The organism is Vibrio sp. Isolate33 (assembly GCF_022397895.1).
Classification (GTDB): Bacteria; Pseudomonadota; Gammaproteobacteria; order Enterobacterales; family Vibrionaceae; genus Vibrio; species Vibrio pomeroyi.
Map to the genome: position 1 here is coordinate 221,693 of NZ_JAKEUP010000003.1, position 20,907 is coordinate 242,599.

Consider the following 20,907-nt stretch of genomic DNA (forward strand, 5'->3'; position numbering starts at 1 on the left):
TATTGATGGTTAGTACACAGGTATTAACCATCAATGCCATTAAAAATATCCAATAATTTCGCTAACCCAACGACCAAATTTCGCCTGCCCGCTCGGTGTTAACGTCCACACAAACGCCGCTACATTAATTACCACTGTTAGCCAATAAATCGCTCTAAACGGCTGCTTTTGCGTTTTATGACGCAGCTTTTCTTGTGCGATCAAAGCCCCCAACCAACCACCAGCAACAGACAAAATATGCAAGGTTTTCTCAGGCACACGCCAATTATCATTGATCGCTGCTCGCTTGTCTTTCGCGTACACAAAAAACGTCACTAATCCGATAGCCAAATACCACATTAATACCGCTTTCGAGCTTTCTGCAAACAACGCAGATACCGCCACCAATACCAGATAAGTAATAACGATTTGAATAGATGAAGACAACATCAACTCCTTTTGGGTAATGGCTCACATACTGTAGCAATTACGCCCTGTAGATTTTGATAAGGATGAGTAAGGCATATTGTAATTCAGTTAGCCTGCCAAGTAATAAACAAGCCCTTTCATCCCTACATAACATGATGGAAGTTAAAGGAATTATAAATATGTACAACCAAAAGTACGCCATCTACCAAGTTTTTACGCGTTTATTTGGCAATAAAAACACCCAACATGTTCCATGGGGCACAATCGAACAAAACGGCGTCGGCAAGTTCAGTGATTTTACAGATAAAGCGCTGTCAGAAATCCGCAAACTCGGAATGACTCACATCTGGTATACCGGAGTTCCACATCATGCGCTCATCAATGATTACAAACACCTTGGTATTTCAGACGATCACCCAAGCGTGGTAAAAGGCCGTGCAGGCTCACCTTATGCCGTCAAAGATTATTACTCTGTAAACCCAGATCTCGCCGACACCCCCGAGCGCCGTCAGGAAGAGTTTGAGGCATTAATCAAAAGAAGCCACGACAACGGCTTAAAGGTAATCATCGATATCGTCCCTAATCACGTTGCGCGTCATTATGAGGGGCTAAATAACCCACAAGGCGTCAGTGACTTTGGTGCGGATGATGACACAACACTCGAATACCATCGAGATAACAACTTTTACTACATCCCGAACAGCGACTTTGAACTGCCAGATATCGAGCCCGCCTTTACGCCACTTGGTGGTGAGCAGCACCCAAATCTAAGTTCTCCGTTTATCGAAAAGCCCGCAAAATGGACAGGCAACGGCTCACGCTTGGCTAAACCTGATTTCGACGATTGGTATGAAACCGTGAAGATCAATTACGGTGTACGCCCTGACGGTTCAAAGGACTTTCCAGACTTACCGAGTGACTATACTCAACGTGATTACCATGAACACTACCATTTCTGGAAATCTGTCGATGTGCCTAACTCTTGGGTGAAGTTCCGAGATATCGCCTTGTTCTGGTTAGACAAAGGCGTTGATGGTTTCCGATACGACATGGCTGAAATGGTGCCTGTTGAGTTTTGGAGCTACCTCAACTCATCAATAAAGATGAAAAATCCCAGTGCCTTTTTGATGGCAGAGGTATACCAACCAAACTTGTACCGTGACTACATACATCTCGGAAAAATGGATTATCTATACGATAAAGTGGATCTATACGATGGACTTAAAGACATCATGCAAGGCAAAGCTTCAACAGCTATCATCCCCGATATCCAACATCAGATGATGGATATTGAACATCACATGATGCACTTCTTGGATAACCACGATGAGCAGCGCATCGCGTCTCCTGAGTTTGTTGGTAATCCTAATATTGCTAAGCCTGCAATGCTCGTCAGCGCCTTATTGAGCAGTTCACCAACCATGATTTACTTCGGACAAGAAGTCGGCGAACCGGGGGCAGAAAATGCAGGCTTTGGACAGCCCTCACGTACATCCATCTTTGACTACATCGGCGTCCCACAACACCAAAAATGGATGAACCAAGGTGCATTCGATGGCGGGCTATTAGACGAAAACGAAAAACAACTACGTCACTTCTATCAGAAGATCATGAACTTTTCGCTTGAGCACTCTTCAATGACGGGGCAGTACCTAGACTTACATCAGAGCAATAATTTGAGTGATTCGGTTTACACATTTCTGCGCTATGACGACCAAGAGCTGACCATCGTTGCTGCGAATTTCAGCCAACATGTCACCGAGAATATTCACTTAACCGTTCCAAGTGATGTTATACAAACGCTCACAATCGCTGATGACAGTTACTTGTTAGATGAACATATTGAAGGCATTCAACAACAGGTATTAAAAGTTGAGAAAAGTACTGGCAGTTTTAGTCTTGAGCTAAAGCCACTAGCTTCGTTGGTTTGGGTATTCCCCTTATCTGAATAGGATATTTATCATTATTAATTCCCAAACAATTTGAGTTTTAATTAATTGACAAATAACTTAATTCCCACATTAAATTAACGTCACCTCAATTCGATACCTTCCTCACATTAATAAGGATGAGCTCTCATCCTTATTATCTACTCCCATCCTCTACGCCTTCTACTATTGATATTAAACATATGAGTTATTGATCCAATTAATTTAACTTAAACCAAATACAAAGCGTGATATTGACACTAGGTTTCCTATTTTTACACATTAAAAATAACTTTATACATAGCCATCACAAATAGTTGACCATCGTTAAGACTAGGATATTCATCTTCATAAAAAGTGAAATATGGATATTAAAACGTGAACAACATAAATATTAATAAAATTACCTCTCTACGAAATACCTTCAACATCACCAAAAAGAAGAGCTTCAAACGCTCTACATTGGCCAAATCAATTTTACCGCTCTTCACCGCTACTTTGATCGCGGGTTGTGGTAGTGATAATGATAGCGACAACGGTACAGACCCTGGCAACAGTGGTTTATACCCTGCAGCTGAAAACGAAGTCGTTATTTACTACAAACGCGATGTTGCCGCTGCAAGCTCATCTGGCTCAACTTACGACGGTTGGGGGCTGCACCTTTGGAATGGTGAAGGCTGTACCAGCACAGATTTAGTCGGCATGGGATTAAGTGAGACCGGAACCGACTGGAACAGCCCTTACGAATACGATGGCATTAGCGATACTTACGGTGCCTACTATGTATTGAAAGTTGACCCAGATGCCTCTGACCCACACAAATGCATGAACTTCATCTTGCACAATGGTGATGAGAAAGCGTTTGGCAGTGCGAACTCAAAAGTCGAGTTAACTAAGCTTGGCGATTCACAAGGCGTATTCGGTTTCCATGGCAGCAGCGAGTTGTACTACGACCCTATTTCAGAGCGACCAGTCAATATTGATGGCCAAAAAGCACATTGGCTAGATGCAACCACGATTGGTTGGGAAGCAGCGAGCAATGCTGATTCTGTAAAACTCTTCTATGCACTAGACAACAGCATCACAATGAACGATGACAAAGAGATTGTCGGCGGAACTGCAATTGAACTAAGCAAAGACGGAGAACTATCTTCTGAATTGAAAGAGCGTTTCCGACACCTAGCAAGCTTACCAGCAGTGGCAATTGATGTTGATGACACAACACTGCGCACCATTTTGAAGTCTCAGATAATTCTTGTTGCCTACAACTCAAATGGCGACGTTACCTCTTCAACTGAGGTTCAAAAGCCGGGTGTGCTTGATGCGGTATTTGCCAGTGAAGATGCTGGTAATGCGATGGCTGAAGAACTAGGCGCGATTGTTGAAGGCAGTGCGGCTACCTTCAAACTTTGGGCTCCAACAGCGCAAGATGTAGAACTCGTACTGTACAGTGAAGATCTACAAAGCTCACAAGTAATCCCGATGACGGAAAACACTGAGACAGGCATTTGGGCGACTGATGCCGTGTCTAATGCAGTGAACAGTTACTACCGTTACCAAGTGAAGGTTTATCACCCAACCACAGGCAATATCGAAACTCGCCTTGTGACAGACCCATACTCTCTCAGTTTGTCAAAGAACTCAGCATACTCTCAAGTGATTGACCTGAATGATTCAACCTTGAAACCAGCGAACTGGGACGACTACGAACGACCAACCGTAGAGAAAGACGAAGATCATGTACTTTACGAATCTCACCTTCGTGACTTTAGTTTCAGCGACAAACTAGGTACAGCAAACCTAAATGGAAAATACCTCGCTCTCACAGAAGCAGAGCGTGAGTCGGTCAAACATCTACAAGAATTGAAAGATGCAGGCTTAACGACGCTACATATCTTACCGGCATTTGATATTGCTACCGTTGATGAAGATGAAGCGAGCCGTGTCGATATCACCGACACCGTTGGCAAACTGTGTGATGTAAAACCGACAGCCACCTTATGTGGAAGTGAAGACGAAAATAAAGTCATCGAAGAAGTACTCGATGGTTATGATCCTTCAACAGGCGATGCACAAGCGCTAATGAACGATTTACGTATGCTCGACAGCTTCAACTGGGGTTACGACCCATTCCATTACACAGTGCCAGAGGGAAGTTACGCGACGGATCCAAACGGATCTAAGCGTATTCTAGAGTTCCGTCAAATGGTCAAAGCCACGCATGACATGGATCTTAAGCTGATTATGGACGTGGTATACAACCACACCAATGCATCTGGCGTAAACGATAAGTCAGTATTGGATAAGATTGTCCCTGGGTACTACCACCGTCTTAACGTCAACACAGGTGGCGTAGAGAACTCAACATGTTGTGACAACACCGCGACCGAAAACCTGATGATGGGTAAATTGATGGTCGACTCACTTAAGGTATGGGCTGACGACTATAAAGTGGATGGTTTCCGTTTTGACTTAATGGGCCACCAGCCGAAAGACGTGATGGTAGAAGCTCTTGCTGAAGTACGCAAAATCGACGAAAACACACTGTTCTACGGTGAAGGTTGGGATTTTGGCGAGGTAGCAAACAACGCACGCTTCGACCAAGCAAACCAAGTCAACATGGCAGGCACAGAAATCGGTACCTTCTCAGACCGTTTGCGTGACGCAGTTCGTGGCGGTAGCCCGTTTGATGGTGGCGTCGATTCAGAAGGTAATCACCCACTTCGCTTCAACCAAGGCTTCGGTAACGCTGCGATTGCTAACGATGAAACCAAAGTCGATCAAGACTCTATTAACGGTCGTTTACACAACCAAGATCTTGTCCGCTTAGGCATGGCGGGTAACCTCGCAGAATACGTGCTGATTGATTACAAAGGCGATACCAAACTGGGTAAAAACGTCGACTACAATGGTGCACCTGCTGGTTACACCAAGATGCCTTCAGAGAACATCTCTTACGTTTCAAAACACGATAACCAAACACTTTGGGACAACAACGCTTACAAAATTGCCGCAGGGACTAGCTCTGCAGAGCGTGCTCGTATGCAGTCTGTGTCGCTCTCTACCGTGATGTTAGGCCAAGGTATACCATTCATCCATATGGGTTCTGAACTGCTTCGTTCTAAGTCGATGCAGCGTGATTCTTACGACTCTGGTGACTGGTACAACCGCGTAATGTTTGATGGTACAGATAACAACTGGAACGTCGGCTTACCTCGTGAAGACAAAGATGGCGCAAACTGGGATCTGATCAAAACCATCATTGCTGACCCAACGGCGAAACCAGACGCAGACGACATTGAGCTAACTAAACAGCAATTCCTTGAGCTATTAAAGATCCGCAGCTCAAGCGAACTGTTCCGCTTAGATACAGCTGACGAAGTTATGAAGCGTGTCGATTTTCGTAACGTTGGCGAAGACCAAGTCGAAGGCCTGATTGTCATGTCTATCGATGATGGTGTGTCTGCAGGTACAGACCTAGATCCTGTGAACGATGCGATTGTCGCAGTTGTAAACTCAACCAATGAAACTCAATCGTTCAAAATCACAGGAGCGACAGACTTTACACTTCACACAGTTCAACAAAACTCAGCTGACGACACAGTGAAAAACGCAACCTTTACCGCTGAAACCTTCACAGTACCGGCATTAACTACCGCTGTGTTCGTGCAAGCTCAAGACGGTGCGCAAGGTGCTGGTCTGCCGGTTGATAACTCAGACAAGGATGTGTCTAGTATTCCACCATACGGCCAAACAACAGTTTACGTTCGTGGTGACATGAATGGATGGAATCCTGTTGATGATTGGGCGATGAGCTTTGTTGCTAATGGGGTTTATTCTGTAACAGGCAACTTGGAAGCGGGTAACTATGGCTTCAAGTTTGCTGATGCTGATTGGGTATCACCTAACTTTGGTTGTGATTCCGTTGAACTTGCTGATGGTTCAATCGACCTAGGTACTGATGGTAACTGCCAACTAAGCGTAACAGAAGCTGGTAGCTATACATTCACTCTGAATGCGATTCACGAGCTGGATGACAACGTAGATGGTCCAGTTGTTTCGGTCACTAAGCAGTAAAGCTTAAAGTATCGAAGCGAAGTAACAGATAATAAAAACCAGCGAAAGCTAGCCTTTGGGAGACGTCAGTCTCCCTTTTTTTGTCCTCAACAAACACCATTCCCAATACACCACATCATTCCCTCGCCTCCATTAACTCCAATGTTAAGAGATAAATGAACCACCTTAGTTCTTAGTTCTTAGTTCTTAGTAGAAAGCATAACGACTTCGTGTAAACGTATAATTCCAGTGTACGTAAAACTTAGGAAGCCGAGCTTAGGTCGGTAGATGAAATGGTGATACGTCAATAGAGTTCGTATTAAACTGTTTGAGGGGAGTAAAATAGACGAGAGTGTTTTAACTAATAGTAAATAAAAACCATACACACGCATTTATATTAGCATTGGTTATTATGTGTAAGTCTGTGGTTATTTACAATCAAGTATTCTGTGAATATGGGTATTACTTTTAATTTATTACCGGCAATAAAAAAGGCTCCTATTTAGGAGCCCTTCTCTTTATATCAATCGGTATTTACAAACTCGTCGACTACTTTTTATTGACTGCTTTGACAAAAACTTCTTGTGCGCCTTCAATACCCAATGCTTTTGCTTCATCTAGTAGGCTCAGAGCTTTTGGAATATTATCTGCGTCTACTGCTGCTTGAATGGCATTATGGTAGTAAGTTTGTGTTTCTGGTTGAATTGTCTCAACCTTAGCTGCTGCCGCTGGTTTAGCGTTAGATTCACTGCTAGACCCAAATGAGAAGAAGCCCACTCTATCAATCGTTACTTCTATCTTACCGACATTCGCATTTGGAACTGGAATATCTTCTACTTCTGGCAAATAATTACCGCGGCCTTCCGCATCTAGACGTGCAGGGTGAATTACATCAGTAGAACCACCAAGATCTTCTTGCTCTGTATAGATAACTAAGTACACAGACTCAGCAGTTGTCGGTGGGTAGAAGTCATTTTCAGCAACAAGACGGTTGCCCAAATGCAACCTAGGCTTCGCGTATTCAAAGCTGTCTTTACCGTAACGCTCTAACTCACGACCATTCTTATCATAGATAACCGCATTAGGAACAAATGCAGTCTCACCGATCATGCTAGTGATCTTAATAGAGTATTCACCACGATCCGCTGGTAGTTCGATCGCAACTACAGGGCTATTTATACCCTGATAGTTTAAAATTTGACTGTCTGGTGTTACATCGAAAATTGCCGAGCTTGGAAGCTTCATAGGGGCAAATTGAAGACCAGCAATAGAGTTAACTTGTTCAGCCTGTGCCACTTGCACTTGCTCAACTACTTGTGCAGATTGACAACCGGCCAACGCAACACAGCCACTCAACATTAGAGCTTTAAAATACATAACCCTTCCTTCTTGTTATTTTTTTAAGAAATTTACTAACTTTAATTACCACAAAGAGAACTATTCACCTAGGGAACGATCAACTTAATCGTACATTCCTTAAAAAAATAGCCGACGCGAGCCGGCTATGAATTAGGACAGTTTAGGATTTGTTACGCTAGGTGTTTACCACCAAGCTTCAGCTTGGATACCGAATACATATTCTGTATCGTCGCCATTGAATGCTTCTTTGTTTTCAGTATCTAGGATGTAAGAACCGTAAACACGGATTTCAGGACGAGCCCAGAAGCTGTCACCCATAGCCCAAGCTTGAGCTACTGTGAATTTAGCGTTACCGAAATCTTCAGTCGCTAGACCACCTTCAGCAATTCGCTCACCAGCGTTGTAGCCAGCTTCAAATACTGTACGCATAGTGTCGTTCCACTTGTACATTGGACGAACTACAGCAGAGTACTGGTCGATATCGAAAGTCTTGTTTGTGTAGTTACCATCTTTGTCTGCACCACCAATATCGCTACCCGCTAGGTAAGCTAGTTGGTGACCCATTTCCCAAGATTCGCCAAGGTTCATTACACCCCAGTTAATTAGACGGAAACCAGATGCTTCGTTGAATGCTTCAGTACCACGTGCGTAGTAAGAACCAGAACCCCAGAAGTTTGCAGCTTGTACGCCGTAGCCGTTAGTACCGTACTGAAGTACTGTTTGGTGGAAACCGTTGCTAGTTCCTTGGTGTAAAATCGCAGAAGCTAGTAGGCCGTCGTCAGCAGACTCGCTTGCGTCATCTGAATCAGTTGCGAAGTTGTACGCTAGAGCAAACTCTAGAGAAGCATCTTGCCAAAGACCGATGTTCGCTAGGCGAGCATCAAAGATGTAACCAGTTGAATCATCAGTGTCGCCATCTTGAATCAATGCAACAGATAGTTTTTGGTCGCCAATAGAAATGTTTTCAACACCGCCACCAGTACCAGATGTATTTAGGTAGTAGAAGTCGGTAATGTGGATGTCTTTACGTTGGTAGTATGTTTTACCAGCCCAAAGAGTCGCTTCTTGGTCAAAAGATAAAACGCCTTTCGCTTTAACTGCGAACTGAGCAACGTTAAAATCAGAATCTTCCCAACCATTTGCGCCTGGTGCACCAGAAGCAATCATTGACTCAACGCGCCACGTTTGCTCACCAGTTTTTAGTTCTTCAGCTAAACCAAACTCAGAGTAGTTGTCATTTTCGTTACCTAGACGACCAATACCGTTTTTGTTAACTGATACATCACCATTACCGTTACCGCTGATACCAGTACCAGCACGCATGTAACCGTTAAAGTCAACAGCGAACGCAGAGCCAGCAGCTAGCGTAGTCGCCACTGCAGCAGCAATCAAACTTACTTTTTTCATTCTTAACTCCATTAAGGACGATTTATTTTTAGGTTTTTATATTTTGCTCTCTTGCGGCAACCAAAGGCAGTAATGGTAGTCGTAAGATAGAGAGGTTTAGGGTTTCCCCTGATTCGTTTCAACGGGGTCAATATTAAGAGGGGATGACAAGTTTGACTTCCTCCACCCCTAACTAAATTAAGGGGGACTAGAGGGGAGTAGAAAATATACAGAACGGTGTTTTAAAGAGGTAGATCACTTAATCTAGGAGGAGTAGACAGCACTCAGATCTAATTATTCAGCATAAGTGAGATCTACTTCAAATATATAATTTGAACTTCATCGATGAATTATTTTTTTAACCGTAATTATTCTGTGAAGTTGCTTGACCTTACTGTGACAAAGCTTTTTACTTATAGTTCACTGATGTTGATAAACGAACAAGAAATCAAGCAATGACTAGAACGCTCGCTCGCCCTTATCCGCTAGGCGCAACGCTAGGTAACACTGGCTGCAACTTCTCAATTTATTCTCCTGACTGTAAATCTCTCTCTCTCGCCCTTTTTGATGAGAACGATGAATTCACCACTTATAAATTGGAAAATGAATACGCTGATATCAGATATGTATTTATTGAAGGTATTAAAGCAGGACAAAAATACGGTTTCATTGCAGAAACAGACAATGGCCCTATCCTGCTTTCAGACCCGTACGCGAAAGCAATAAGCGAACCGCTCGATTACGTCACGCCCTATAGCAATGAGAAGAGCTTTGCGATGGCGAAATGTGTCGTTGTCGATGACAACTTCGATTGGCAAGACGTGGAAAAGCCGCGAATTAGCCGTGAAGAGACTGTTCTATTTGAAACCCATGTAAAAGGCTTATCTCAACTTCATCCAGAAGTAGAAACCAACACTAAAGGCCGTTACTTGGGATTAGTCAGCCCTGAAATGCTTGCGTTCTACAAACAGCAAAACATCAACTCTCTACAACTTTTACCTATTGCTGCATGTATGCACGAACCTCACCTATTGGATATGGGGAAAGTGAACTACTGGGGTTACAACCCATATTTGTTCATGGTGCCTGACCCTCGCTATGCAGAGAAAGACGCGGTTACTGAGCTTAAGACTGCGATTCGTGAGCTGCACCGCAATGGTATCGAAGTCATTCTCGACGTTGTCTACAACCACACCGCAGAAGGCGGTGAAGGCGGCACAACCTTCAACCTAAAAGCGCTAGATAGTCGCTACTACATCAAACATGGTTGTCATTACGCGAACTTCACTGGTTGCGGCAATACCGTCGACCTCACCCACCAGCCTGCACTCAACTTAGTCATGGATACACTCCGTTACTGGGTAAGTGAGTTCCAAGTCGACGGCTTCCGTTTTGATTTGGCCGCGACACTAGGACGCGAAGGTGACAACTACAACCCTGAGGCTGCTTTCTTTAAAGCCGTGGCTCAAGATCCGGTACTCAAAGAGACCAAATTAATCGCAGAACCGTGGGATATTGGCCCTAATGGTTATCAAGTGGGTAATTTCCCGCTAGGTTGGAATGAGTGTAACGACAAGCTTAGAGACATCACTCGTAGCTTCTGGCGTGGCGATCAAGGCTACCTGAAAGAGTTTGCGACTCGCTTAATGGGCTCACGTGACATCTATAGTGCTGCGCACTGGCCTTACAAATTGACCGTCAACTACATTACTTACCATGACGGCTTCACCATGCAAGATCTTGTCTCGTACAAGCACAAGCACAATGAGGAAAATGGTGAGAACAACCGCGATGGGCACGGTGACAACCGCTCTGAAAACTACGGTGTAGAGGGCGAGACCGAAAACCTATTGGTTATTGCAACCCGTGAAAAGCAGAAGCGTAACTTCATGGCGAGCCTACTGTTTGCCTTCGGTATCCCACATATCCTGACAGCAGACGTGTTATCGCATACTCAAAAGGGCAACAACAACGCTTACTGCCAAGATGGTGTGACAAGTTGGCTTAACTGGGAAGACTCTGAGCGCAAGACTTACTTCAAGACTTGGCTGTCGGAAATGATTTCTGCTCGTCAGCAATACATGGTGCCATTTATTAAGGCATTCAGTGGCGAAAAACGTAACTCTAACCGCATCTTCTGGAGCCGTGTCGATGGCACACTGATGGAACATGATGATTGGAACCGTTTAAGCTCGGTAGCACTACACTTGGGAATTGGCAAAGACGGTGACGAGTTGATTTATCTCATCAACCAAACCAACGCCCCTGCACGCTTCGCATTACCTAAGGATCGCGATCAAAACTGGGTGACCATTTGTGATACAAACCTGAGAAATGTAAAACCGGGTCATGCTGAAGGTGAAATGCTGTTATCGCCAACGTCGATGGCTATTTTGCATTATTCGCCAAGTAAGACTGAGTCAATCTAAGTTAAAAGCTAAGCCAGCTCAATAAAACACCAAAAATCATAAAAGCCAGTTATGTTTGTAGCTGGCTTTTTTGTTAGCTGAATATCACAAAACTCATTCTTTTATATGGAATCATTTGCATTGCTGTGATTAAGAAAACTGTTTAGTATGGCCGTACTATAAAAATGAATCTATTACGTCTTTGGATATCATGGCTTTACCTAAAACACTTATTCGGCTTTTCAAACCATACATACTCTTATTAACCGGAGGAATGCTTTACCTAGCGGCAGCTCAATTAGAAAAAGTAGAGACTGCAGCAACCAACCAATCATCATCAAATATCCGCATTGCTAGCTCCACTATTCGTTCCAATATCGAAGCGGTATTTGGCAAGCTTTACTTCCTAGAAACCAGCCTAGGTTTACCTCAAGCCACCAGCTTTGATGACAAAAAATTCCGCGAACTCAGCGATAATATTCTAAAAAGAACACCTAACTTCTCTGACATCATTCGATACCAACCTCAATCTCAAAACTATATTTCCACTCGAGGCCTGCCTCTATCAAATGAACAGATATCAACAATACAGTGGCATTCAATAGACAGTGTTGTTGAAGACTTCTATATCTCTTCCGTTTACCAAAAGGCAGATGGTCGTTGGGTATTCGCCGTTAAACACACTGCCGAAAGGTTGAATGAGGAAATATGGATTGAGTTTGATCTTCTGCACACCACGCAAGGCTTAAGAGATTTAAAGACCCTTAACCATGGTTATGTGTTCGTGGTGGATAGAGCAACAGAACGACTGGTTTTTCACCCTGACCCGAAACGTATCGGCTCTAAGTCCATCAGCTATCATGCAGGAATCAGCCATCAACTCTCACTCGGTGAAACCGTCGGTAAACACGAATACTACTATCAAGATAACTTCAAAATATCGGTATTTGACGCTGACAACAGCTTGAACTGGGTATTCATCGCAGGCACTGATCGCCATGACATCCTAACCAGCTCGCACCAATTTACATTAACGGGCGTGGTGCTTGGCTCCCTGCTTCTGTTATGGATTGGCGCAAACTATCTGGCTTACCGTTTAAACGTCTCTTTGTCTCGACTGAATAAAGTGGAAGATCTTGCTAGCTTTAAGCGGAAGTTGAAATCCATCTTAGATAGCTTTACCTATCATAAAGGCATCCAATTCTGTCTGTATCAGCCTGAGAGCCACTCATTCAGTACCATCGACTACCACGGAAACAAGTCAACGGTGTATTGTGATGATGCCTTAGCGGAGCGCTTTGCCCCAGACACCATGGCTTACAGAAACGGAAAGTACGCCGACCCACTGGCGCGTAAACTCAAAATACACCAACGTCATTACTGCATTCCTTTGTACTCTCGTAAACAATTAATCGCGGTGATTTACCTAAACGCTAACTTACCGATCAGTCAGAGCATTCTACGAATGATCAGAGATTACACCGAAGTCTCGTTATCTAACTTGCTGCTTCAACATCAATTAAGCAGTAAAGACCTGATGACACAGTTAGACAATAAAAGCAGTTTCAACATTGCGGTCGAGAACTACGTAAACGAGCCCGACACCTATGTCGCTTTGCTTGATATTGACAACTTTGACCACGTAAACCGAGCTTACGGTGAAGCGGTTGGTGACAAGATGATCAAGCTGACTGCAGAAGCGCTACGTTCTTACTTCCCTAAACCAAAAGGACTTTGTTTAGCTCGTATTGGAGGTAAAGAATTTGCCGTCTTGTTCAAAGCGAATGATGCCAAAGATGCTAAATTCCAACTGGATCAATGCCGACTTGGTGTTGCGGAGAAAACCATTGTGACTCCAGACATCACATTGTCGTTGGGCGTCAGTGTCGGGTTCTCGCACATAGAAGGCGAACGTGATTCTGCTTTGGCACTCGCGGAACAAGCCAAACTGATTGCCCAGCAGCTTGGTAAAAATCGAGTGGAAGGTCATATCAGAGCTGTCGCTAAAGCATCATAGACACGAGCTAATACACTCGTATCACAATTGGTACGATACCGAGAACAACAAAGCACCTAGGATTCATACCCTAGGTGCTTTTGTTTTTATGGAAAGTCATTACAATGCGCGTTCAACACGACAATACCCCTTTTCTAACGACACGAGCCTTATGAAGCTAAGTAACCGACTGCAAACTCTCCATTCCCTTGTCAGCAATGACTACCAACATATTTGGGATTGTTGCTGTGATCACGGCTTCTTGGGTGTTCAATTACTGTCGGATAACAAAGCCCCTCAGATTCACTTTGTCGATATCGTCCCGTCTCTGATGAATGAATTGGAAGGCAAGCTAACTCGTTACTTTCCCCAAGATAATTCAGAGCAACAAGCGGTTACCAGCCAATGGCAAGTCTACTGCATGGATGTTGCAGCGATTCCATTGGAAAAGCACACTGGCAGACACTTGGTTATCATAGCGGGTGTGGGTGGCGATCTAACTCAGAAACTAGTCGATGATATTCACCATCAGCACCCAGACAAAGCGATCGATTTCTTGCTGTGCCCTGTGCATCAACAATTCGAACTAAGAAGTCATTTAAAAGCGCTCAAATTCGGCCTTATTGACGAAGTGTTGATTGAAGAGAACCGCCGTTACTACGAAATTTTATTGGTCAGCAATAACTTAGGCGAAGCTGAAAAGAGCCGATCTGTTAGTGAGATATCAAACGTGGGTGACAAAATCTGGGCACCGAGTTGTGATGAAAAAATGAAGGTATCTCAGCAATACAAAGCCAAAACACTGCAGCACTACTTACGTATTCATCAAGGCCAAGAGAAGCAAGGTAAGCCTAGTGAAGTTAAACATATCATTGATGCGTACCAAGCCATTTAATGGTAGTAAGCACTAACTTTTTCGCTTACCTCTAGTAACCCTAATTCAATAAAAAAGCCGATAGTTCAATGAACTATCGGCTTTTTTAATGCTACCGATTTGGTTTAGGTTTACTGCTCTTGTTTCTTATGAACCGCATCGGGCTCACCAATCGTTTCAACCTCAGAGGGTGTATCAACCCCGTAAACCGTATCAAGGTAGGCGTCTTTCTCTTTCCACGTGTTGTTTAACCAACTGTGGAAGCGACGTTTAAACGCTTTATCTTCAAAGTAATTACCGTTTACGTTCTCGTCCATCGGGTGCAATTTAATACGCACCACCACCTTGGTCATTTTGCCTTTCAGCATATCTTCAAACGGAGAGACTTGGTTTTCAGGGTAAGCCAATGTGACATCCACAATGCCATCTAAGATTGGGCCCATTGCAGAGAGAGCAAACGCCACACCGCCGGTTTTTGGCTTCAACAGGTGTCGGTATGGAGTTTTCGCTGTCGCCAGTTTGTCGTGGTTAGCACGCGTCCCTTCCACAAAGTTAACCAATGTTGTCGGCGCTAGCTTGAACTTAGTACACGCTTTGTTGATGGCATCGAAATCATCATTACGACGCTCTGGGTTGCGTAGCAAAAACTCGCGTGAGTGACGTCGCATGAACGGCATATCTAAGCCCCAGCAGGCCAAGCCAACAAAAGGCACGTACAGCAGTTCGTGCTTAAGGAAGAACTTCGTCATCGGCATCTTGTCTTTCAAGATAGAAGACAAAATCACAATATCCGCCCAGCTCAGGTGATTCGACATCATCAAATACCACTGTTTAGTCGAGATATTTTCCCCGCCTTCCACTTGCCACTCGATGTCATTATTCACATTTAACATCCAAAGATTGAGCGAAGCCCAACACCAGAATGTGAAGTTAGCTAAACGAGTACACGACTTTTGTACAACAGAGATTGGCAGAATCAGTTTGATGAGGCCAAAGAAGCTCACGGTAAACGCAGTCATTGCGGTATTGATGGTCACGAACAACACGTTCAAGGCCATACGAAGATTATCAAGCATAAAACACGGCTATATTGAGATCGAAAGCCGCCATTATACGCATCTGTAAATTATTCTCTTTAGTTATTAGTGCAATACTTCAGGGGTCAAACCACTCTGCAGACTTTGCTAAAGCTCGGCTCTAGATCCCCCAAAACAACGCACCACGCAAACAACAAATACACTTAAGAGTCATTTGGACTAATTTACAGAGAAGTCTTTTTGACACGAAAACATTTAATTTTATCCACCAAGTAAGTATTGATAAGCATTCTCATTATTGGCATGCTACATGCAACTCCAAAGTGTAAATAGTTGAGTATCCTTAATGAGATAACTTCTCTTCTTAAAGGTGATGATATGACAGATATTCCTCATGGTTTAGTAACCGGAAAAGTCCTACACAAGACAGAATGGACAGATCAATTGTTCTCGCTCCAAGTCAGTGCTCCAGTCTCCCCTTATCAAGCGGGCCAGTTCACTAAGCTCGGTTTGCTAAACAGTGAGGATGAGTTCGTGAGACGTGCTTATTCAATGGTTAATGCGCCGGAACACGAGCAAGGTCATCAGTATCTAGAGTTTTTGATTATTAAGGATCAAAACGGTCAGCTCTCTCCTCAGCTTCATGAATTGAAGGCAGGCGATGACATCTTTGTCGGCAAAGACCCAAGCGGCTTTATGACATTGGATGAGATCCCAGAGATCGCCGACGATCTATGGATGCTTTCAACCGGAACCGCGGTTGGTCCATTCATCTCAATGCTCGAAAGCATGCAGATCCAACAACTGAATGGATTGGCTTCAGACAAAGCCTCTTCATTCAAAAATCTGGTTTTGGTACATGCCGTAAGAACAGAACGAGACCTGACTTATCGAGACCGTATCACTCAACTCGTCGATCACTTTCAAGGGAAACTTAAATATGTGCCAATTATTTCTAGAGAATCAGTCACCGGAACTTTGCGCGGACGAATCCCAAGCTTGTTACTTGGAGGCGACCTTGAGCAAGCCGCGTCTGTCGCTTTCAATCAAACCCGCAGTTTCTTCTACCTTTGCGGCAATCCGCAAATGGTTCGTGACACAAGTGAAGCGCTAGCCAGCTTAGGTTTCGAAAAGCACTTACGTAGAAAGCCCGGTCAATTCAGTAGTGAGAACTATTGGTAAAGATTGCTCACCTACGACATAGAAGTACCCATTTCAAAGAACAGTCAGATAAGAGGTTTTATATGAGTCATTTACGTATTCCGTCACACTGGAAAATCCAACGTTCAACACCGTTTTTCACCAAAGACAACATCCCAGCAGCACTCCTTAACCATCACAACACCGCGGAAGGCGTGTTTGGTCAGATCTGTGTAATGGAAGGCACAGTGACCTTCTATGGCTTTGCTGATGCAGAAGCAACAGAACCAGAAAAAGTGATCACAATTGAAGCCGGGCAATTTGCCACTAGTCCACCTCAATATTGGCATCGCGTAGAGCTCAGTGGCGACGCGCAATTCAACATTAACTTCTGGTCAGAAAAAGAAACCAAGAAGATGTTCAACACTCGAAAGTAAGATCCATTCGATATTGATGAACTTATAAGCAAGCTACTTCGTACTGTGATTTTTAGTGTTCAATAAGTGAAGATAAAAAACCAAATAACCATAGTAATAACAATGACTAATGGTGATGGACAAGAGAAAAAAACTCTAGCACACTGAACAGAGTTATTAGTTTTAGCCCGATTTTAGATTAATAAAACAGACGGGTTATTTATATTTTAGGTAAGAGAGGAAGCCATGCTCAACATTGCTTTTTTTAGCTCAAAATCATACGACGAAAAATCATTCAACCTAGCGAAAGGCGAACTCAACGCTGAGTTTCATTTCCATGATTTTCGCCTCACTACAACCACAGCAAAAATGGCACACGACAACGAAGTGGTTTGTGCATTTGTAAACGACGACCTATCACGAGACGTGCTAGAGATTCTTGCACAAGGCGGCACAAAACTGATTGCGATGCGTTGTGCAGGCTTTGATAAAGTCGATCTAGACGCAGCCAAAGAGTTTGGCCTGCAAGTGGTTCGCGTTCCTGCTTATTCACCGGAATCGGTAGCAGAGCACACAGTAGGTATGATGATGTGTTTGAACCGTAAACTGCACAAGGCATACCAACGCACTCGTGATGCGAACTTCTCCCTTGAAGGCTTGGTAGGCTTTAACTTCCACGGTAAAACCGTTGGTGTGATTGGTTCAGGTAAGATCGGCCTAGCAACGATGCGCATTCTGAAAGGTTTGGGCATGAACATCCTATGCTACGATCCATATCCAAACCCATTAGCCGTTGAACTAGGTGCTAAATACGTAGAACTGGATGAGCTTTATCAAGAGTCTGACGTAATTTCTCTGCACTGCCCAATGAGCAAAGAGAACTACCATCTGTTGGATGCGACTGCATTTGAGAAAATGAAAGATGGCGTGATGATCGTTAACACTAGCCGTGGTGAACTGCTAGATTCAACGGCAGCAATTGAAGCACTAAAACAGAGTAAGATCGGTGCGCTTGGCCTTGATGTTTACGACAACGAGAAAGAGCTGTTCTTCCAAGACAAGTCTAACGATGTGATTGTCGATGACGTATTCCGTCGTCTATCTGCTTGTCACAACGTGCTGTTCACAGGTCACCAAGCTTTCTTGACCAAAGATGCTCTGTTCAACATTGCCAATACAACCCTAACCAGCGTTGACGCTTTCTTTGCAGGCAACACCAGCGGCAACGAACTTGTTCAATAACGAGCTGATTTAATAACAAACTAGATCTACAAATACAAAGCCACGCTATTCCTAAGTGAACAGCGTGGCTTTTTGGTTCATGCCTGTATAGTAAACAGAACTAGATGCAGAAGTGGCAATCCTCGATGTCTAATCCGTAAGTACCTTTTCTAATAGCCAGATGCTCTTCTCCTGCCTTCACGCCCATCTCATAACCTGCATCCAAGATGCTTTGATCCATAGTCAGTCGCTTAACCGCGAACGCCTCAGGTGGCGCTATCACCTTAATGGTCGCATCTTTTGGAGGGTTACGAATGAACTCTAAAGATTGGTTGTAGTTTTCGGCACGCACCGCCATCGATTCGGCAATGTTTGGGAATTTCTTTAACAGCTTTTTCAGCATCCATTGATACTTCTGCGGCTTCATTCGGTAGCTCAGAGGGTGAGATAGAATCACGGTAATATCGCGCGCACCTCGGCGGTATGCTTCACGAACCGGAATCGAATCCGCGACACCACCATCGGTATAACAACCACCAGAGAAACACGGTGTTTCACGGTAAGCGATGGGTAACGCCGTTGTTGCTTCAACCACATTAGACAGGTTTTCAGGCTTAATGTGATAATAATCGGCACTGCCTGTATCCACATTCGTCACAGCGGCAATCAGTGGGATACTTGAAAACATCTCACCACAATCAAGCGGGTAGCGTTGGTTTGATTCATTCCATAGCCACTTCACGTCCACCAAGTTACCACCCTTGGCAAAACGAGCTGGGTTGAAGAAGGTTTTATCGGTCGCCATCGTGGTGATCACGTTGTAGCTGCGTTTGGGCGCTTGAGATAAGTAACCAACCAAATTGGACACACCCGCAGATACGCCAATGGCAAAATCATAAGGACGGAAATCGTCTTCCATAAAGGCGTCCAACACTCCGGCAGCGAAGATGCCTCTCATTGCCCCACCTTCAACGATTAATGCGCTTTTACTCATCTCAAACTCTACTACTTTATAAACTGATAGCCGTAGGATAATCCCGTCCATCTTATAAAGATAATGGGATAGATTTATCAATTCGATAGGTAAAAGCTATCAATATAGATAGTTCAACTTTTCAATGATTTAGGGTGATTTGATGAGCAGCAAGATCAAAAAAGGCCATTGAGTGATTCACTCAACGGCCTTTCATTTAACTAATCAAGTTTATTGATTACGACTTAAATTCGCTTACATCGATTTCAAGCAGTTTACCAATGCCTTCGCCGTATGCTGGGTCGGCTTTGTAACAGTGTCTTAGGTGACGCAGTTGAATCTCTTTAGGTACGCCGCCTAGGTTACGAGCTGTGTTATCAAACAGAATTGCTTGTTTTTCTGGTGTCATCAAACGGAATAGGTCACCCGGTTGTGAGAAGTAATCTTCATCTTCGCGGTGATCCCAGTGCGCTGCCGCACCATCCAAGTTCAATGCTGGTTCTGCAAAGTCTGGTTGCTCTGCCCATTGACCTTCATTGTTTGGCTCATAGCCTAGTGTGCTACCAAAGTTACCGTCAACACGCATCGCACCATCACGGTGGTAGCTGTGTACAGGGCAACGAGGTGCGTTCACTGGGATATGCTGATGGTTAACACCTAAACGGTAGCGCTGTGCATCACCGTAAGCAAACAGGCGACCCTGCAGCATCTTGTCTGGTGAGAAGCTGATACCCGGAACCACGTTTGCAGGGTTGAATGCAGACTGCTCAACTTCAGCGAAGAAGTTTTGTGGGTTACGGTTCAACTCAAACTCACCCACTTCAATCAATGGGTAATCTGCGTGTGGCCAGATCTTAGTCAGATCGAATGGGTTGTATGGTACTTTTGCCGCATCCGCTTCTGGCATCACCTGTACTTTCAGTGTCCATTTAGGGAAGTCTTGGTTATCGATGCTGTCTAGCAAATCACGTTGGTGACTTTCGCGGTCATCGCCGATCACTTGTGCCGCTTCTGCATCCGACAAGTTCTTAATACCTTGCTGAGATTTGAAGTGGAACTTAACCCAGAAACGTTCGTTGTCTGCGTTAATAAAACTGAATGTGTGGCTACCAAAACCGTGCATATGGCGGTAAGTCGCAGGGATACCACGATCACTCATCACAATAGTAATTTGGTGAAGCGCTTCAGGTAGAGAGGTCCAGAAATCCCAGTTGTTCTTTGCGCTGCGCATATTAGTGCGCGGGTCGCGTTTCACGGCATGGTTTAGATCTGGGAATTTAAGAGGGTCACGTAAGAAGAACACGGGCGTGTTGTTACCTACCATGTCCCAGTTACCTTCTTCGGTATAGAACTTCAATGCAAAACCACGAATATCACGCTCTGCATCAGCCGCGCCGCGCTCGCCCGCAACTGTCGTAAAACGTGCAAACAAGTCGGTTTTTTTACCCACTTCAGAGAACAGTTTTGCCTTGGTGTACTTTGTGATGTCGTGTGTAACGGTAAATGTGCCATAAGCACCTGAGCCTTTCGCGTGCATACGACGCTCTGGAATCACTTCGCGGTCAAAGTGGGCCAACTTCTCCAAAAACCAAACATCTTGAAGAAGTTGTGGGCCACGTTTACCCGCAGTTTGAACATTCTGGTTATGAGCAACAGGACAACCCGCAGCTGTAGTTAGTTTTTTACTCATCATCAATTCCTTATT

Annotated in this window: 14 protein-coding genes; 8 read left to right on the plus strand and 6 right to left on the minus strand. The window is 44.2% G+C overall.

Features of this window, described 5'->3' with window-relative positions:
• Nucleotides 1–39: 39 nt before the first annotated feature.
• Complete coding sequence (locus L1D37_RS07620) at nt 40–429, minus strand: DUF1294 domain-containing protein (RefSeq protein ID WP_239847445.1); 390 nt, start codon at nt 427–429, stop codon at nt 40–42.
• A gap of 158 nt (nt 430–587) precedes the next feature.
• Between L1D37_RS07620 and L1D37_RS07625 the strand changes: the two genes are divergently transcribed.
• Both L1D37_RS07625 and pulA read left to right on the plus strand, forming a co-directional pair.
• Nucleotides 588–2,360, plus strand: a complete 1,773-nt coding sequence (locus L1D37_RS07625; RefSeq protein ID WP_239847446.1) for an alpha-amylase family protein — start codon at nt 588–590, stop codon at nt 2,358–2,360.
• 405 nt (nt 2,361–2,765) lie between these two features.
• On the plus strand, nt 2,766–6,413 hold the full coding sequence (gene pulA / locus L1D37_RS07630) for a pullulanase-type alpha-1,6-glucosidase (protein WP_239847593.1): 3,648 nt from the start codon (nt 2,766–2,768) through the stop codon (nt 6,411–6,413).
• Nucleotides 6,414–6,941: 528 nt separating this feature from the next.
• Here pulA and L1D37_RS07635 read toward each other — a convergent pair.
• The gene (locus tag L1D37_RS07635; protein WP_239847447.1) at nt 6,942–7,769 is read right to left on the minus strand and encodes a MalM family protein; all 828 of its coding nucleotides are present in this window, start codon (nt 7,767–7,769) and stop codon (nt 6,942–6,944) included.
• A gap of 165 nt (nt 7,770–7,934) precedes the next feature.
• The gene (gene lamB, locus L1D37_RS07640) at nt 7,935–9,158 is read right to left on the minus strand and encodes a maltoporin LamB (RefSeq protein ID WP_176679227.1); all 1,224 of its coding nucleotides are present in this window, start codon (nt 9,156–9,158) and stop codon (nt 7,935–7,937) included.
• Nucleotides 9,159–9,592: 434 nt separating this feature from the next.
• Between lamB and glgX the strand changes: the two genes are divergently transcribed.
• The 3 genes from glgX to L1D37_RS07655 all read left to right on the plus strand — a co-directional run bounded on the left by glgX (nt 9,593) and on the right by L1D37_RS07655 (nt 14,436).
• Nucleotides 9,593–11,566, plus strand: coding sequence for a glycogen debranching protein GlgX (glgX, locus tag L1D37_RS07645; protein WP_239847448.1), 1,974 nt, complete (start codon nt 9,593–9,595; stop codon nt 11,564–11,566).
• A gap of 253 nt (nt 11,567–11,819) precedes the next feature.
• Nucleotides 11,820–13,562 carry a diguanylate cyclase gene (locus L1D37_RS07650; RefSeq protein ID WP_176680056.1) on the plus strand — a complete coding sequence of 581 codons (1,743 nt, stop codon included), beginning with the start codon at nt 11,820–11,822 and terminating at the stop codon, nt 13,560–13,562.
• 151 nt (nt 13,563–13,713) lie between these two features.
• Complete coding sequence (locus L1D37_RS07655; protein WP_239847449.1) at nt 13,714–14,436, plus strand: tRNA (adenine(22)-N(1))-methyltransferase TrmK; 723 nt, start codon at nt 13,714–13,716, stop codon at nt 14,434–14,436.
• Between the two features lie 110 nt (nt 14,437–14,546).
• Here L1D37_RS07655 and L1D37_RS07660 read toward each other — a convergent pair whose 3' ends face one another.
• Complete coding sequence (locus L1D37_RS07660) at nt 14,547–15,491, minus strand: acyltransferase (RefSeq protein ID WP_239847450.1); 945 nt, start codon at nt 15,489–15,491, stop codon at nt 14,547–14,549.
• Between the two features lie 339 nt (nt 15,492–15,830).
• Here L1D37_RS07660 and L1D37_RS07665 point away from each other — a divergent pair, with 339 nt between their 5' ends.
• The 3 genes from L1D37_RS07665 to L1D37_RS07675 all read left to right on the plus strand — a co-directional run bounded on the left by L1D37_RS07665 (nt 15,831) and on the right by L1D37_RS07675 (nt 18,250).
• Entirely contained in the window at nt 15,831–16,634 is an 804-nt protein-coding gene (locus L1D37_RS07665; protein WP_239847451.1) for a ferredoxin--NADP reductase, read from the plus strand.
• A 62-nt stretch (nt 16,635–16,696) separates the two neighbouring features.
• The gene (locus L1D37_RS07670; protein WP_239847452.1) at nt 16,697–17,029 is read left to right on the plus strand and encodes a DUF1971 domain-containing protein; all 333 of its coding nucleotides are present in this window, start codon (nt 16,697–16,699) and stop codon (nt 17,027–17,029) included.
• Nucleotides 17,030–17,254: 225 nt separating this feature from the next.
• On the plus strand, nt 17,255–18,250 hold the full coding sequence (locus L1D37_RS07675; protein WP_239847453.1) for a 2-hydroxyacid dehydrogenase: 996 nt from the start codon (nt 17,255–17,257) through the stop codon (nt 18,248–18,250).
• Nucleotides 18,251–18,350: 100 nt separating this feature from the next.
• On the opposite strand, the gene L1D37_RS07680 is transcribed toward L1D37_RS07675, so the two are convergent.
• Both L1D37_RS07680 and L1D37_RS07685 read right to left on the minus strand, forming a co-directional pair.
• Nucleotides 18,351–19,223, minus strand: coding sequence for a patatin family protein (locus L1D37_RS07680; RefSeq protein WP_239847454.1), 873 nt, complete (start codon nt 19,221–19,223; stop codon nt 18,351–18,353).
• Between the two features lie 217 nt (nt 19,224–19,440).
• On the minus strand, nt 19,441–20,892 hold the full coding sequence (locus tag L1D37_RS07685) for a catalase (protein WP_123309551.1): 1,452 nt from the start codon (nt 20,890–20,892) through the stop codon (nt 19,441–19,443).
• Nucleotides 20,893–20,907 lie beyond the last annotated feature (15 nt).